The 15,508-nt window shown below is 71.5% G+C and carries 15 protein-coding genes; 8 read left to right on the plus strand and 7 right to left on the minus strand.

Features of this window, described 5'->3' with window-relative positions; genetic code table 11:
• The first annotated feature begins 78 nt into the window (after nt 1-78).
• Nucleotides 79-843, plus strand: coding sequence for an SDR family oxidoreductase (locus RMN56_RS05885; RefSeq protein ID WP_313722815.1), 765 nt, complete (start codon nt 79-81; stop codon nt 841-843).
• 78 nt (nt 844-921) lie between these two features.
• On the opposite strand, the gene RMN56_RS05890 is transcribed toward RMN56_RS05885, so the two are convergent.
• Nucleotides 922-3,312 (minus strand): pentapeptide repeat-containing protein, encoded by a 2,391-nt coding sequence (locus tag RMN56_RS05890; RefSeq protein ID WP_313722816.1) that lies wholly within the window; start codon nt 3,310-3,312, stop codon nt 922-924.
• A complete protein-coding gene (locus RMN56_RS05895; RefSeq protein WP_313722817.1) occupies nt 3,309-4,967 on the minus strand; it encodes a nuclease-related domain-containing DEAD/DEAH box helicase in 1,659 nt (552 codons plus the stop codon). Before RMN56_RS05895 ends, RMN56_RS05890 begins: the two co-directional genes overlap by 4 nt.
• Nucleotides 4,968-5,183: 216 nt before the next feature.
• Between RMN56_RS05895 and RMN56_RS05900 the strand changes: the two genes are divergently transcribed.
• Both RMN56_RS05900 and RMN56_RS05905 read left to right on the plus strand, forming a co-directional pair.
• Nucleotides 5,184-6,641, plus strand: a complete 1,458-nt coding sequence (locus RMN56_RS05900) for an NYN domain-containing protein (RefSeq protein WP_313722818.1) — start codon at nt 5,184-5,186, stop codon at nt 6,639-6,641.
• A gap of 8 nt (nt 6,642-6,649) precedes the next feature.
• Nucleotides 6,650-7,444, plus strand: a complete 795-nt coding sequence (locus RMN56_RS05905) for a hypothetical protein (protein ID WP_313722819.1) — start codon at nt 6,650-6,652, stop codon at nt 7,442-7,444.
• A 246-nt stretch (nt 7,445-7,690) separates the two neighbouring features.
• Here RMN56_RS05905 and RMN56_RS05910 read toward each other — a convergent pair whose 3' ends face one another.
• Nucleotides 7,691-9,013, minus strand: coding sequence for an AAA family ATPase (locus RMN56_RS05910; RefSeq protein ID WP_313722820.1), 1,323 nt, complete (start codon nt 9,011-9,013; stop codon nt 7,691-7,693).
• Nucleotides 9,014-9,080: 67 nt separating this feature from the next.
• The gene (locus tag RMN56_RS05915) at nt 9,081-9,722 is read right to left on the minus strand and encodes an 8-oxoguanine DNA glycosylase OGG fold protein (protein WP_313722821.1); all 642 of its coding nucleotides are present in this window, start codon (nt 9,720-9,722) and stop codon (nt 9,081-9,083) included.
• A gap of 262 nt (nt 9,723-9,984) precedes the next feature.
• On the opposite strand from RMN56_RS05915, the gene RMN56_RS05920 reads away from it, so the two are divergent.
• From RMN56_RS05920 to RMN56_RS05930, 3 genes are all read left to right on the plus strand, one after another.
• Nucleotides 9,985-10,737 carry a hypothetical protein gene (locus RMN56_RS05920; protein ID WP_313722822.1) on the plus strand — a complete coding sequence of 251 codons (753 nt, stop codon included), beginning with the start codon at nt 9,985-9,987 and terminating at the stop codon, nt 10,735-10,737.
• A 98-nt stretch (nt 10,738-10,835) separates the two neighbouring features.
• Entirely contained in the window at nt 10,836-11,201 is a 366-nt protein-coding gene (locus tag RMN56_RS05925) for a VOC family protein (RefSeq protein ID WP_313722823.1), read from the plus strand.
• Nucleotides 11,202-11,385: 184 nt separating this feature from the next.
• On the plus strand, nt 11,386-12,312 hold the full coding sequence (locus RMN56_RS05930; RefSeq protein ID WP_313722824.1) for an NAD-dependent epimerase/dehydratase family protein: 927 nt from the start codon (nt 11,386-11,388) through the stop codon (nt 12,310-12,312).
• A gap of 44 nt (nt 12,313-12,356) precedes the next feature.
• Here RMN56_RS05930 and RMN56_RS05935 read toward each other — a convergent pair whose 3' ends face one another.
• Entirely contained in the window at nt 12,357-13,220 is an 864-nt protein-coding gene (locus RMN56_RS05935) for an aldo/keto reductase family oxidoreductase (protein WP_313722825.1), read from the minus strand.
• Between the two features lie 178 nt (nt 13,221-13,398).
• On the opposite strand from RMN56_RS05935, the gene RMN56_RS05940 reads away from it, so the two are divergent.
• Together RMN56_RS05940 and RMN56_RS32615 are read left to right on the plus strand one after the other, a co-directional pair.
• Nucleotides 13,399-13,731, plus strand: coding sequence for a YciI family protein (locus RMN56_RS05940; RefSeq protein ID WP_313722826.1), 333 nt, complete (start codon nt 13,399-13,401; stop codon nt 13,729-13,731).
• Nucleotides 13,732-13,738: 7 nt separating this feature from the next.
• Nucleotides 13,739-13,846: a VOC family protein gene (locus tag RMN56_RS32615; RefSeq protein ID WP_376787279.1), complete on the plus strand. Its 108-nt coding sequence runs from the start codon at nt 13,739-13,741 to the stop codon at nt 13,844-13,846.
• 10 nt (nt 13,847-13,856) lie between these two features.
• On the opposite strand, the gene RMN56_RS05945 is transcribed toward RMN56_RS32615, so the two are convergent.
• Nucleotides 13,857-14,405: a TFIIB-type zinc ribbon-containing protein gene (locus RMN56_RS05945; RefSeq protein ID WP_313722827.1), complete on the minus strand. Its 549-nt coding sequence runs from the start codon at nt 14,403-14,405 to the stop codon at nt 13,857-13,859.
• Between the two features lie 127 nt (nt 14,406-14,532).
• Nucleotides 14,533-15,447, minus strand: a complete 915-nt coding sequence (locus RMN56_RS05950) for a DMT family transporter (protein ID WP_313722828.1) — start codon at nt 15,445-15,447, stop codon at nt 14,533-14,535.
• Between the last annotated feature and the right edge of the window lie 61 nt (nt 15,448-15,508).

Here is a 15,508-nt window from a genome sequence, read left to right on the forward strand (position 1 = left end):
CCGGCCCAACCAGGGATTGCCGATCCCCCGATAACCGGTCTCTGCCCCCGAACCGCGACGGTGGGCCAGTCTCAAGGCATGAACATCTCCGGAAACACCATCTTCGTCCCCGGCTCCACCAGCGGGATCGGCCTGGCCCTCGCCCTCGAGCTCAAGGCCCGGGGCAACACCGTCATCATCGGCGGCCGGCGCACCGACCTGCTCGAGAAGGTCGCCGCGGAGCACCCCGACATCGACACCGTGGCGATCGACACGGCGGACCCGGCGAGCATCGCCTCGGCCGCCGCGCAGGTGCTGGCCAAGCACCCGGACCTCAACGTCCTCGTCACCATGGCGGGCATCATGCGCGTCGAGGACTGGCACCAGCCCGAGTCGTTCCTCGACTCGGCCGAGGCGACCGTGACGACCAACCTGCTCGGCCCGATCCGCCTGATCGCCGCGTTCATCGAGCACCTGCGGGCGCAGCCGGACGCCACGATCATGACGGTCTCCTCGGGCCTCGCGTTCGCGCCGCTCAGGGTCACCCCGAGCTACAACGCGTCGAAGGCCGCCATCCACATGCTCAGCGAGTCGCTGCGGCTGCAGCTCGCCGACACGAGCGTGAAGGTCGTGGAGCTGGAGCCGCCGTCGGTGCGTACGGCGCTGATGCCCGGGCAGGAGAGCAGCGAGATCGCCATGCCGCTCGACGAGTTCGTGAGCGAGGTCGTCGCGCTGATCGAGGCGCAGCCCGACGCCACGGAGATCCAGGTCGAGCGGGTGAAATTCCTCCGGTACGGCGAGGCGCGCGGCGACTACGACCAGGTGGTCGCGACCCTCAACGCGCACGACCCGCACGGCAAGTAGCCGTCATCGGCCCGGGACCGGTTCCGGCCGCCGACCGGCGTCGGCGGGCCGGGCCGCTCGGCGCGGACCGGTGGGCACTCAGTCGAAGGTCGCGGTCGTCGGGTTCTCCTGAACGACGTGCGCACACCCCTCCACCCGGCAGGTGTCCTCCAGGAGCGAGCGGATGGCCGGGGTCACCCGCAGGTTCTGGGCGAACCCCACCATGTCCGCGTAGAGCTGGCTGTGCGTGCGTTCGTACCGGCGGCGCTTCGGGATGGCGGTGAGGAAGCCGGCTCGCACCGCGCCGCTGAGCACGGAGGCCGGATCGACGATGCGCCGTCCCGACAGCAGGCCCTTCTCGTCGAGGGAGTCACGACGGTAGTGGCCGTCCGGCCGGACGAACTTCAGGAACAGGAACCGCAGTTGAAGGGCGGTGGGGCACGGGCCGACGAAGGGGTGCTCCCGGCGTCCGTCCGCGCCCAGCAGCTTGACGAAGTCCGCGACGTCCTCGATCGGGGTGCGCGAGTCGATCTCCACGGAGACGAAGCCGGTGAGGTGCCCGAAGTCGGCCTCGGCCAGGGTGGGCAGGCAGGCGTCGAACCGGGTGCCGTGCAACGTCGCGTCGGACAGGTCGCAGCCGGTCATGACGCAGTTGTGGAAGCGGGTCGACTCCAGGTTCGCGCCGCGAAAGCTCACGCCGGCCAGCGACAGGCCCGAGAAGGTGAGCCCGGAGAGGTCCTGGCGTTCCAGCGGAGCGTGGATCAGCAGCCGGGCGCAGTCGGGAAGCCCGAGGAGCACCTGGAGGATGTTGCGGAACGCCGTGGGGGTCGCGGTGGCGCTGGACAGCCGGGTGAGCAGCTCCTCGCCGGCGGCGAGTTCCCTGATCCGGGCGCACAGCACCCGCAGGGCGAAGGAGTCGGGCGGGAACGGGCGGCAGTCCAGCAGCTGCGCGAACCGCACCGGATTGACGGCGAAGTACTGGGCGGCGCGGATGCCGATCTGGTGCTCGAAGATCACATCCTGCGCGAAGCGCACCCGCTGCCGCTCCGACGCGGCCCGGAAGACCGGCAGGCGGCAGATGGCCGCGGTGCACCGCTCGCGCTCGGGGTCGGACAGGTCCGAGGGAATCACGAACTCGGCGAGCTGGCCGATCTCGTCGATCGGCACGCCGCGGTTGTCGTTCTCCAGCTCGGCGACGGCGACGTGACTGATGACGTCGAGCAGGTCGTGCCGGGAGACGACGTGCTCCTGCAACTGCTCCTTCTTGTACTCGCGATCCATGATCGCGTCGACGGCGTCGTGGACCAGATCCATCTCGGAGTAGTCGTTCGGTATGCCGTCGGTCTTGCCCTCGTCGACGCGCTCGGCGAGCAGCTCGGCGTAGTACGGGGTGCCGCAGAGCTTCATCAGCTGCGGCTTCGCGTCGAGGATCGAGAGCAGCTCGCGGTCCTTGTCCTGCAGGCGGATACGCGCGAAGGTGGTGATCGACTCGGGTCGCCAGGGCAGCAGGCGGAACTCCTCGACGTACTCGTGGGCCACCGTGAGGAAGTCCCGCAGCGCCTGGTTGGAGCTGAGCAGCGAATCCCGTACGCAGAGCAGGATGCGCGGGGTCGTCGGGTTGTCCGGCCGCGCGACGATCTCGTGGATGTACTCGAAGAAGCCGGGGTCCTGGGCGATGACCTCGTCCAGCCCGTCCAGCAGCCAGCTCGCGAACCCCCGCGTGAGCATCCACTGGAAGGTCGGCTGCTTGACCGGCCGCGCGACCTCGGTCTGCAGCAGCGCGTCGACCATGGGGCCCAGCGCGGGCGCGCTCGCCAGCGCGGCATAGTCCGGCAGGAGCGGCAGCGGCCGGTAGGCCCGCCGTAGCTGCTTCTTCGCCTTCTGGAAGTTGGTGTACAGCGTCGCGAACAGCGACTCGAACAGGACGCTCTTGCCGTACCCCGCCGGCGCGGTCACCAGCACGATCGGTCGGTCCCAGCCGGCCGGGCTGTCGAAGCGGCGAGCCAGCTCGGTGAGCAGGTCGGTGCCCACCACTCCGGTGCCCACCGCCTCGAACGGCTGCGGGGTACGCCGGCGCGCCGCCGTCTCCCCGTCGCGACGGAGCTGCTGCGCGGCCGTGCCCGCCAGGGCCGACACCAGCGTGTCGTCCCACTTGAACCGGGCGTCGAAGAACTGGATCGGGACCCGGATGTCGACGTTGTACTCGTGCTTGGCGACTCGCCGGAACTCCGTCGACAGCCCCTGGGTGGACTCGACCAGCAGGAACTTCGCGCCCGGAGTGCGCGCTTCCTCCGCGAACCGCTGCAGGAGGGTCGCCTCGCGGCGCTGCAGCTCCTCGGCGTCCGGCGCGGCCGGGCACCACACCGTCATGTGCTCGCTGTTGTCCGCGTACGCCGCCCGCCTCGCCCGGACGACCTCGCCCCGCAGTTCGCCCGGAACCGACCAGCCTTCCGACTCCAGGAAAGTGACAGCCTCGTCGTACAGCGTCATGAGCCATCCTCCATCAGGAATCGAAAGGGTTCCCACCGGTCCGGGCGGCCGACGACGTGCAGGAAGGCGCAGGCCCGGCTGACCGCGATGTAGCTGGTCGTCCAGTCCTCCTCGCCGTCGTCGGCGTAGACCACGGCCGGCGCCTCGCAGCCGTGGAACTGCCGCACCGTGCAGACCGCCAGCTCGTCGCCGCGGAGCCCGTTCATCGTCCGCACGCCCCGGTCGGCCAGGGTCCGGCGGATCGCGGCCTGGTTGGCCGTCGTCGACGTCAGCAGGACCAGCTGGGAGGCCGGCAGGTCCTTGAGGATCTTCAGGACGGCGTCGGCGCACGCCGCCGCGAGGTCCGCGGCGCCGCCGCTGAGGCGTGGCGGCCGCCCGGCCGGCCCGGTGACGGGCGTGTGCGCTCCCGAGATCCGTGCGACGAGCTTCGCGATCGGCAGGACGTTGCGGCAGTTCTCGGTCAGCCAGAACTCGTTGAACGACCCGTCGGGGCGTGGGCGCCACGTCCCCGAGGAGTCACGCTGGTACGGGTCGGCGAACAGCACCACCGAGCCGTCGGGGCGGACGAGTTCCCGGAGGGCGTCCAGCAGGTCCTCGTCGTGACTCTGCGCCTCGTCGACGATGAGGCAGTCCAGCGGCTTGCCGTACGCCTCGGCGAGGGCCAGCACGGTGACCCACAGCTGCTCGCCCTCGTACTCGCGCAGGCGATCGGCGCCGTACAGGTCGCACAGCACGTCCTCCGGTTCACCCGAGCTGACGCCCTCCACGCGTAACCTGCGCCGGATCTCCAGGCGGAGGTTGCGCTGTTGTCCGATCACGGCGACCCGCAGCCCCCGGGCCGCCAACTCGCGGGCCCGCTCCTGAGCGAGGACCGTCTTGCCCGTGCCGGCCGCACCGAGGACCAGCGAGGCGCGCTTCTTGGAGGTCCCCTCCAGCACCTCCAGCTGGCGATTCGTCAGGCGGATCTGCCGCTGGGTCAGGCGGGCGAGGTCGTCGGATGCCAGATCGACGTCGTAGCGGAGGGTGCGGGCGACGACGGCGGTCGGCGCGAACGCCTCCAGGGCCTTCCCGAAATCCGACTGGCTGGCCCAGCCGTGCTGGTCCCAGTGCGCCATGACGCGCTCCACGACCATCGGCGCGTGCTCCAACGCCGCCGCGGTCAACACGATCGTGTCCGGCGCGTGCGGACCGAGATTGCCCGAGGGCCGGCCGTCGGCGAAGACGACGCAGTGCCCGGCCGGGACGTGCCGGATGCCGGCGGTATCGCGCAGCCACCCGGTCAGGGCGTACTTGTTCCGAACGGCCTGGTCGAACGGGTCGGCGTTCAGCGGCACGTCACCGCTGCGGCGCTGGGCGAACCACTGCCGGCCCTCGACCCGGTAGGAACCGTCCTTGACCTCCATGATCAGCAGGCCGCGCCCGGGGTGAAGCAGGACGAAGTCGGCCTCGCCCATCCGCCACCTCGGCCGGCCCGCGTCGAAGAACGAGAGGCTGTGCAGCACGAACCACGAGTCGTTCAGGGACCGGAGCTTGTCGAACACGACCCGTTCCCCGCGAGTGGCGTTCGCTCGCAGGTGCTTGGGATAGAAGCGCGCCACAGTCCGCCTCCCCGACACGGGCCGTGCGAGGACTGCGGTGACGGCCCAGGAATCCACATTGTCCGCTCGCTCGCGCCTTGTCGCGCTCCACCGGACTTGTGGTCTTCTGTGGACGATCGGTCATCTGCAGGTCACGCACAGCAAGCCGAACGCCCCGGCGACCCCACGCAAGCGATGAACATCGTGGCCGAACGGATGACGAAGCAGGGTGGGGACACGGAGGCAGAATTCGGATATCAACCGCGCCTCGATGAGCTCACAGAGGAGCCGCAGATGGCCGTCGGAAACAAAGGTGTCCTGCTGGTCGACTGGGACAACCTGGCCGGCGCGATCATCGGTCGCGGCCACCTGGTGGAGCGAGGCATCGTCGACGCCCTCTGGAGCGACGCGACGAACCGGTGCGGCGGCCACCTCCAGTACAAGCACATGGCGGCGACGAAGTTCGACGGCAGCATCTCGACGGCGATGGCGGAGCACCTCATCGACGACGATGTGGTGGGCAGCGCCAAGGAGCAGGCCGACATCCATCTGACCGTGCTGGCGATGGACTACCTCCACCAGGACTGCGGCCAGTTCGTCCTGGTGACCGGCGACCAGGATTTCATCCCGCTGATCCGCCGCCTGCTGCGCGACGGCTGCCGGGTCACCGTCGTGTACGGCGACAGGGGCCGGCTCTCCCCCCAGTTCCGTGGCATTCTCACGCTGCCCGGTCTGGACTCCCTCTGCATCGACGACATCTACACCCTGCAGAAGCCTCCGCCGGCCACCTGCCGGGCGCTGCTCGGCCTGCTCGAACTGCAGCGTCGCGGCGTCATCCTGGGCGGCAAGGAACAGGCCGAGCGCACCACCACCCTGGCCCGCTGGGGCATCCTGGAGAACGAGGACGAGAGCCGATACTGGGCGCTCATCGAGTCCCTCGGGCACAAGGTCGCCCGCACCGACGCGGCGGTACGGGTCAAGGAGCAGTTCCTGCCGGTCAACCGCACCCGCACCTACGTCGACGTCGGCTCCGGCCGGTTCGCCGACGTGCTGGCCATCGACTACGTGGTCCGCCGGCTCGCCGCCCGATCCAAGGGCCTGACGGTCACGGAACTGCGCGCCGGCCCCCTCCAGGCGGACAACGGCTCCCGCCTGCTGCGCGCGCTCGACGCGCTGACCGCCGTGCAGCTCGTCCGCAGGGGTGCGGACGACGCGTACGCGGTGACCGTGGACGACCTCGCTCAGGGATACCTCGAACCGCTGTGGCGGGTGCACGCCGGCCTCACCATGGAGTGCTTCCGCACCCAGAGCCGGACCATCCCGTACCGCCGCCTTCCCGGTCTGCTCAGCGCGACCGGCGTCGGGCAGGGCCCGGAAAAGTTCAACGCCGGGCTGGTCAACCGGGTCCTCAAGTACGCGAGCTCGGCAGGCGTCGTGGACGCGGTCGCGGTCGACGGCGCCCGCCACGCGCTCGCCACGAACTCGCCGTTCGCCCGTCCCATCGAAGACGCCTATCACGAGCTCTACCGCGCCTTCGTCGGGCGGGCTCCGAGCCCGATACCGGAGAGCGAGATCCTCGAGTACATGGCGGTCAAGGACCGCACGCGGGCCGAGCCGGTCTTCGGTTACGACCAGCGTGACCGGCACCGCATCCTGCGCGTCCTGGCCCAGTCCCGCGCCATCACCTGGCGGAGCGAGAAGGTCACCATCCCGCAGACCCGGTGGGGCGACGCCGGCTCGTCGTTCGCCTAGGAACGCGCGTGCTGCGCCGGACCTGGACCGGGCTGCGCGGCGCCGGCAGGTACGGGCTGGCGGTGCTGCGCCGGACCTGGACCTGGCTGCGCGGCGCCGGTAAGTACGGGCTGGTGCTCGCTGGGGCGCTGGCGGTCTGCGCCGCCGGCGCGGCCCTCGTGGTGGCCTTCACCTGGCGGGCCCAGCGGGCGGCCGCGGTCGCCGGCTCCTTCGCCGCCATCGCGTCCACCATCGGCGTGCTGGCGGCGATCTACCTCTCCCGGCAGGCGCTGTCCCGGACCGACCGGCAGCTCACCGAAACCCGCCGCGCCCTGGTGCTGAGCCGGTACCCGCTCCTGCTGCCGGTCCACCAGTCCGTGGCGTTCCCGGACTCCGGCGGCATGCTGGCCCAGCACCCACCCGCCCAGGAGCGCTTCGCGCTGACCTCCGCACCCGCCCCGGCGTACGCGTTCCTCGCGGTCGCCAAGGACCGGTTCCTCATCCCGGTGGAGAACGTCGGTGAGGGGCCGGCGCTGCGCGTTCGCGGGACGTTGTGGTGCTCGGACGGGCGTAACGGCGCGGTCGACGGCGTGGCGGCCCTGGGAGCGGGGCGGACCGGCGTGATGGCGGCCGTGATCCGGGCGGACGGACGGCCGCTGCCGGAGGCGTTCCGCTCGTTTTCCGAGCACGACGGCGTCACCTACTGGCTCGACCTCGAATACGCCGACGTCTTCGCGTACCCGCGCCGGACGGTGGCGTTGTTCGACCCCCGCGGGATCGGCGCCTGGCACTACGTGCGGGGACACGAGCCGGGCACGCTCTGACCGCGCCGGCCGTCCCTGCGGGCAAAATGAAAGCCCCAGCACGAAGGCTGGGGCCGGGTATTGAGACAGATCGAACGATGACTACGTTTCAGCTCATCATCGCCAGCCACCATCTCCCCTATGAGTAGAGGCTACGGACACGCTCCGCGAGCGTCAACTCGGCCACCCGTCCGTGTCTGCACACCGATCAGCCATCGAAGACCGCGATTCGACGCCGGCCACCGGCCATGAGTCGAGCCGCGTACCTCACGGGGCGCGGTGCGCGGCGAGGTGGGCGAGAATCGTGTGATTGGCCTCCCAGCCGTCCGGGAACTTCACCGGCACGTCCAGGTGCACCCGCTCGGTCGACGGGTGCGCGTCGAGCAGCTCGGTGATCCCCGCCCGCGCCACCACCACACACGCGTGCCGGTGCCGGGACGCCAGCACGCAGAGCCGCCCCGACTCCAGGTGGAACGCGGTCGCGTCCCGCCGGCCGGAGAGCGGGTGCAGGACGATCGTCACGTCGTACTCCCGGCCCTGGAGCCGGTTGGCGGTGTCGACGGTGATGCCCGCGCCGGCCGCGCCCAGGTGCGACCGGATGGCCGCCACCTGGTCGCGGTGCGCGGCCCCGACGGCGATCCGGTCCGCGGTCACCGGCACGCCGCCGGGCGCCTGCTCGGAGAACCCGACCGGTCCACGGTCCAGGAATCGCCGGGCGAGGGCGGCGCAGGCCGCCGCGGCCTCGGAGTCGGTACGCGGCGTGTGCCGGGCGGGCAGCTCGTGCAGCGCCCAGCCGGCCGCAGCGGCCACCTCGACCGTCGCGTCGAAGCGGTCGCCCGGCCCCGGCTCGGTGAGGGCCAGCGCCCGATCGGCCGGCCCGGTGCCGGCGCGGAACCCGGTGAACGGGTAGAACGCGGCGGCCACCACCGGCGCGGCGGTGACCGGCAGCCGCCAGGACACCGGCAGCCGGTGCACCGGCAGCTCGGGGTTGTGCCGCAGCAGGGTGGCCACCGCCGACTGCATCGGATCCCAGGTCAACCCGGTCCACCGCGCGGTCTCGACGGTGGAGAACGGGTCGAGCTGCCCCGGGTCGCCCACGAACAGCGCCCGCTCGAACCGCCCGGCCACGCGCAGCAGGGCGTCCGACCGCATCTGGTACGCCTCGTCCACGATCGCCCAGGGCCAGACGCCCTCGGCCACGGTGGCCCACTTCGCCGCCGTACCGACGATGACGGCCGCGCCGCCGAGGTCGGCGACCTTGGCGGCGACCCGGACCGTCGCATGGCCCTTCACCCGGCCGGTGGGCTGGTAGTCGGTGGCGGAGAGCCGGCCGATGGGCAGCTCGGGGGCCTTGCGGGCGAGCCGGTCGATGAGGTCGTCGACCTGCTCGTTGGTCTGCGCCACGACGATCAGCGGCTCGCCGGCGGCGGCGAGCTCGACGGCGGCGCGGACCACGAGGGTGGACTTGCCGGCGCCCGGCGGCGAGTCGACCACCACGCCCCGGTGATCGCCGGAGCGCAGGTCGGCCAGCACGGCGGTGATCACCCGCTCGGCCTCGACGGCCGGCGGTGCTGCCAGTTCCGCGAGCATGGATCTCCCTCCCGAGCCGACTGCCGCGCCCCCGACACCATACGAGCCGGGTCCGTCAGCTCCCCGGTCAGCTCCAGCGGTCGTGGAACAGCGCCATCTCCACCTCGTCGGGCTCGATGCCCCGGCGGTGCGCCTGATCGGCCGCCCAGCCCAGGTAGGCCAGCCACTCCTCCGGCACCCAGCCGGACTCGCGTCGCACGCCGGCCTCGACGGGCAGCCGGCGCCGGACGACGCTGTCGAGGATCAGCGGTTGGAGGCCGCCCGCGTCGCGCCGGTAGCCGGCGAAGTAGAGAAGCTTGGTGAAGAACGCGGGGCCGAGCCGGGGCAGCCGCGACTCCTTCGGGTCACGCAGGCGCTGGTAGGCGGTGCGCAGGGCGTCCTCGTCCGGCGCGGGCGCGCGCAGGCCGTCGAGCGCGTGTGCCAGCCGCTTGCCGTCCGGGTCACCCTCCAGGGACCGCGCGGTGCGCCACGGGCCGTAGCCGATCGGGCCGTAACCCCACATGAGCACCGCGCTCAGCAGTTGCCGCGGCGTGGCCTCGCCGTCGCGCCAGGCGCCGGCGACGGCGAAGACGTCGCGCCGCCACACCTCGCCGGTCTCGGGGAACGCCTCGGGCCAGGCATCTGGCGGGAGCGCCGCGCGCCACCGGTCCGGGTGAATGGTGACGGGCTTCAACTCGCCGGGCAGTGCGGGGCTGGGCGGCTGGCTCACGGCGTCCTCCTCGCTGTGGTCGGATGCCCGAACGCTATTGGCGGTGCCAGGGCTCCGGCCGCCCCGAACCCGGCAGGTGGCGGTATCCCGTCGCGTCTTGGTTCGGCGCTCCGGTCTGGGTGGGCGGTTGAGGTGCCGGTCACCCGTCCACCCGAAAGGTGACTTGTTTTCCGATTTGACCGACGGTCGGGTTAGCCGCCATACGCTCGCCGGAGCGCCCCACGCTGTCGTGCGTCGGCCTGATGGAGCTGCGGAGGGGGACATGGCACCGAGCCGTACACTTCGGACACTGGCGGCGGCCGTCGGCGGCTTGATCGCCATCGCCGTGACCGGGCCGGCCATGGCGATGGTCCCATCACTTGCCCGCACGACACCGGCCGCGGCCCCCTCGCTTCCCGGCGCGGCCCTGGCGGGCGGCTTCACACCCGCCCCACCGGAAGAGCCACGGCCCCCGCTGCTCCCAGCGGACTTCCAGGGGGCGGGCCGGTACATCGTCCGCGACCTCGGCATCGATGTCCCCTTCACCTGGCAGGGACGCAACGGCAACAGCCAGATGATCGCCGGAGGCCCGGAGTACCCGATCTGGTTCACCAACCTGATCTACGACAACACGCTCTACACGCTCACCTACAAGTGGCCGGGCATTCCGCCAGACCCGCCGCAGCCCTGCCATCAGGTCGGGTTCTTCAACCGGCAGATGTTCAACGACCTGCTGAAGACCGCACGATTCGTCGGACCGGAGATCCTGCAGGGGAACAACAGTCGGTACGTCGACCACTGGCGCGTCGGCGTGGTTGCGGGCTTCACGCAGCCGGGAGAGTTTCCCCGGCTTCCGCTCGCGCTCGGCGACGTCTACGTCGACCAGAGGGATCCGAGCCGGTGGGCGCAGGTGCTGCATTTCGGCATCCAGAACCTCTACGACCCCGCGCTGGATGGGTGGTTCACGTTGAACACGTTCTGGCACCAGCCGGGGCAGGTGATCCTCCCCGACAGCTGCCTCCCTTCATCAATCTGATTTCTCAGGTAGCCCTTGGCGCTTGTCGACCCTGTCGACGTCCGCGCTGGTGGACGGCGTCGAGTTGCTCCGGCACCCACCGGACTAGGGTCGGGCGCATGAGTGTGCACGCCCGGGTCGTCGCCGGCGACTTCCCCGCCACCCTGCGCTTCTACTCCGACCTGCTCGGTGAGCCGGAAACGGTTGTCCGCGACGTCGAGTACGCCAGCTTCGACCAGGAGGGCGAGACGGTCCTCGCGATCCTCGGCCGCCGCGCGGCGGAGGCGGTGCTGCCGGTGGGTCGGGGAGACGGCGGGGTGCTCGTGGTGATTCCCGTACCCGATGTGGACGCCACCATCGCCGCCCTTGATGCCGAGCTGGTGGTGGCCGAGGCCGCCGACCGCCCCGGGTGGGGCGTGCGCTCGGCCTACCTACGCGACCCGGAGGGCAACCTGGTCGAGGTGCAGACCTGGACGGCCCGCTGAGGGTACGGCCACCGTGCCGGCCGGGGAGGCCAGCCGGGCAACCTGCGGGTCGGTCCGGTCGGGCCGCGCGGGTAGCAGTCCGGCAGGGGTGGGCTAGCTGTGCGGACGACACACCGGCAGGCCATCACATGCCGGTCCGGTCGCTCGTCTACCGGGGTGACACCTGACGAAGGGAACCCCAGCCATGAGAGTTCTGCTCGCGGGCGCCTCGGGCGCCGTCGGTCGGCCCCTCACCCGCCAACTCATCGCCGCCGGCCACCAGGTGGTCGGGATCAGCCGTAGCCCGAGCAACGCCGAGCGGCTGCGTGACGCCGGGGCCGAGGCCGTGGTGGCCGACGTGATGAATCGAGAGAACCTGCTCGCCGCCGTAAGGGACGTGCGGGCCGACGCGGTCGTCCACGAGTTGACGGCGCTGGGCACCACGAAGATGGGCGAGGCGCTCCAGGGTACGAACGCCCTGCGTACCACCGGGACGGCCAACCTGCTCGCGGCGGCCCGGGCGGTCGGCGCGCACCGCTTCGTCACCCAGTCGATCGTGCTGGGCTACGGCTACCGCGATCACGGCCCGCGCGTGATCACGGAGGACGACCCGTTCGCCGAGCCGGTGGGCGGCAAGCTCGGCGAGGCGGTGGCGGCGATCCGCGCCACCGAGGAGCAGGTGTACACGGCCGACGAGATGGAAGGCGTCGCGCTGCGCTACGGCTTCTTCTACGGACAGGACCGCATGACCGACATGATCGTCAACCTGCTGCGCAAGCGCCGGCTGCCCGTGCCCTCCGGGGGCGGCTTCGCCAACTTCATCTACCTGGAGGACGCCGCCGCGGCGACCGTGGCCGCCCTGGAGAAGGGGCGGGCCGGGCAGGCGTACAACATCGTCGATGACGAGCCGGTGCGCTGGGCCGACTACCTGGACACCCTCGCCGCCGCGATCGGGGCGCGCCGGCCGTGGCGGGTCCCGAGCTGGATGCTGCGGCCCATCCCGTACGCCCACGCCATGATGACCACCTCGATGTGCGTCTCCAACGCCAAGGCCAAGCGCGAACTGGGCTGGGCTCCGGCAGTGCCGACCTACCGCGAGGGCATCCCGCTGATCGCGAGAGCGGCCCGCTGAGCCCCGTGCCATCGTTGAGGCGGCGGCGCACCTGGTGTGGCCCGTCAGGCGAGGACGTTCAGTTCGGTCAGCGCGTCGTCGGGGAGGGCCAGCGCGGCGGCGGCGACGTTCTCGCGCAGGTGCGCCACCGACGAGGTGCCGGGGATGAGCAGGATGTTCGGGGACCGGTGCAGCAGCCACGCCAGCGCGACCGCCAGCGGGGTGGTCTCCAGGCGGGCGGCGACGGCCTGCAGTTCCTCGGACTGCAGCGGGGTGAAGCCGCCGAGCGGGAAGTAGGGCACGAAGGCGATGCCCTGCGCCGCGAGGGAGTCGATGAGCGGGTCGTCGTCGCGGTTGGCGATGTTGTAGAAGTTCTGCACACACACCACCGGCGCGATGGACTGCGCCTCGGCGACCTGCTCGGCGTTGACGGTGCTGAGCCCGAGGTGCTTGATCAGGCCCTGCTGTTGCAGCTCCGCGAGGACCGTGAACGGCTCCTCGATCGAGCCGGGGGTGGGCCGGTCGAACCCGCCGACGCGCAGGTTGACCACGTCGAGCACGTCGAGGCCGAGGCGGCGCAGGTTGTCGTGTACGGCCTGCCGAAGCTGCTCCGGGGCGAGGGCCTGCGGCCAGTTGCCCTCGGCGTCGCGCAGCGCCCCGACCTTGGTGACGATGTGCAGGTCGTCGGGGTACGGGTGCAGGGCCTCCCGGATGATCTCGTTGGTGACGTACGGGCCGTAGTAGTCGGACGTGTCGATGTGATTGATGCCGAGATTGACGACCTCGCGCAGCACGGCGACGGCCGCGTCGCGGTCGGCCGGTGGCCCGAAGACGTGCGGGCCGGCCAACTGCATCGCGCCGTACCCCATCCGGGTGACCGTCAGATTCCCCATGCGGAACGTGCCGCCGGGCAGGCTGGTCGACGTCATGCGGCTTCCTCTCGCTGTGGTGGCAAACCCGCGGGTTTCCCGCCGGCCCGGCCACCAAACTACGGGGGTCCGGCCGGTGAGGCGGGCGTCCTCGTCAACCACGTCGTCCTGGTTCACGGTGGCCACGATGGGCACTGAGGTGTGAGGATTTTCCGTGGCAACCAGAAGGGAGCCTGTGGTGGCGAGATTCGTGACGATCGGATACGGGGACCGGGAAGGCTACGACAGTACCGACGCTGCGGTACTCGACGAGGCGCACGCCCATGACATGCGCCTGCGCGAGGCCGGGACCGTGATGGGTATGGCCGACTCCCCCGTACAGGTGCGGAACCTCAACGGCGCCGGCATGACCGTGCAGAGCGGCTCGTTCCTGTCCTCGGCGCTGCCGGTGGCTGGATTCGCGGTCATCGAGGCGGAGACGCTGGAGGAAGCCATCCAGATAGCGTCGAGGACGCCATGTGCCGTCGCGCAGGGAGTCGTCGAGGTGTGGCCGCTGCGGGAGGCACCGTAGGGCCGAGGTGGTGGTGGCCGCGGCCGCCGACCGCCCCGGGTGGGGCGTGCGCTCGGCCTACCTGCGCGACCCGGAGGGCCACCTCGTCGAGGTGCAAACCTGGACGGCCCGCTGAGGGTCAGGCGTCAGCGGGGATGCTGGTCGGTCGACGGCTGTGCCGCCAGCCGGGGTTCCACATCCTCCGGCAGCTCGGCACCGCAGAGCGCGCAGACGTAGTCGTCGTCCCGGATCAGGTTGCGCTCGCCGCAGTCGAGGCAGCGCCGGAAGACGACGGCCACGGTGAAGCCGTCCGGGCGGTCGATGCCCGCGCGGTCGAGGGCGCCCGCCACCGCCGTCCATGAGGTGGGATCGGGGCAGTATCCGGTGGAGTGGTTGCTCACCTCCGTGACGACCCAGCCGCCCCGCTCACCGGCGAAGCCGATCTCCCCGGCACCGAGGACCTCCCCGCCGCCGGCGCAGGCGACGTGCTCGCTGCGTCTCGGCGCGAGCCGTAACGTACCGCCGGTGTCGACGACGTAGGTGAACGGCTCGTCACGGTCGCGCGGATCCGCGGCCGCCAGGTAGGTGTCGAGATCGCCCGGTGATCGGACGGGCCAGCCCTCGGGCGCGCCGGCGACGGACGCCCGCACGTCCGCCCGGCCGACGTAGCGGTATCGACGCTCCGCCCCTACCACGCTGCAGACCCTACGCCGGTGCGGCCACCGTCGTGGACGAGCACGGCGCAGCGCCGCGGTCCAGCGGGTGAGAGTCGCGAGGAAGGGGCCGGGCAGGACCCGGTGGTCCTGCCCGGACGCCCGGTTGTCAATGGTGCGTGCCGCGGGTGTCAAGCACGATGGCGGCGGTGATCAGCCCGGCGCCGACCAGCCCGGTCGAGCTGAGACGGTCGCCGAAGAGCAGCGCCGCCAGGAGCGTGGCGACGAGGGGTTCCAGCAGCGCGATCAGTGCTGCCGTACCGGCTGCGGTGGTGCGCAGGCCCCGGAAGTACAGGGCGTAGGCCACTGCGGTGGGTGCGGTGCCCAGCAGCAACAGCAACCCCACGGACGCCGGGGTCGGGACGAAGTCCATCCCGGACGTCACGATGGCCGCGGGGGCGAGCACGGCGCCGCCGATCGCGAAGCTCACGCCGGTGGCGGTGACATCGTTGAGGCCGGCGACGGGCCGGGTTCCGACGAATGTCATGGTGGCGAAGCCGGCTGCCGACAGCAGCGCGAATCCAGCTCCGGCGAGCGCGTTCGTGGTCGCGATGCCCCCGGCTGGCGTGCCGACGAGCAGGACCAGACCGCTGACGGCCAGCGCCACGGTGGCGAGCATTACCGCGCTGACCCGCCGCCGTCCGGCGATCGCTTCAGCGGACAGGACGAGGGCTGGTGACGCGCCGATGGTGACCAGGGTGGCGAGGCTGACGCCGGTCCGTGCCACCGCGGCGAAGAAGCAGGCCTGGAAGACCGCGGCGAGCAGCCCGTTCACGACCATCCGGGCCCAGGCGCGCCGGCTGCGTGGCAGTGGTTGCCGGATCAGGCAGAGCCAGACGATGACGAGCATGCCGCCGGCGGCGAGCCGGTAGGCGGCCACAGCCAGCGGTGCCAGCCCCGTTTCGTGGGCGAGGAGGCTGCCGGTGGGGCCACCGGTGCCCCACAGCACGCCGGCGAGGACAAGTGACCACAGGCCGGTGGTGGGGCGCCGGGCGGCGGCCACCGGGTGTTGGGTGACAAGCATAAGGAATCGCTCCTGCGACGAGGGAAGTGAGGGTCGCGGAAGCGGGGCGTGCCGGACTCAG

It is taken from the genome of Micromonospora halotolerans, assembly GCF_032108445.1.
Lineage (GTDB): Bacteria > Actinomycetota > Actinomycetes > Mycobacteriales > Micromonosporaceae > Micromonospora > Micromonospora halotolerans.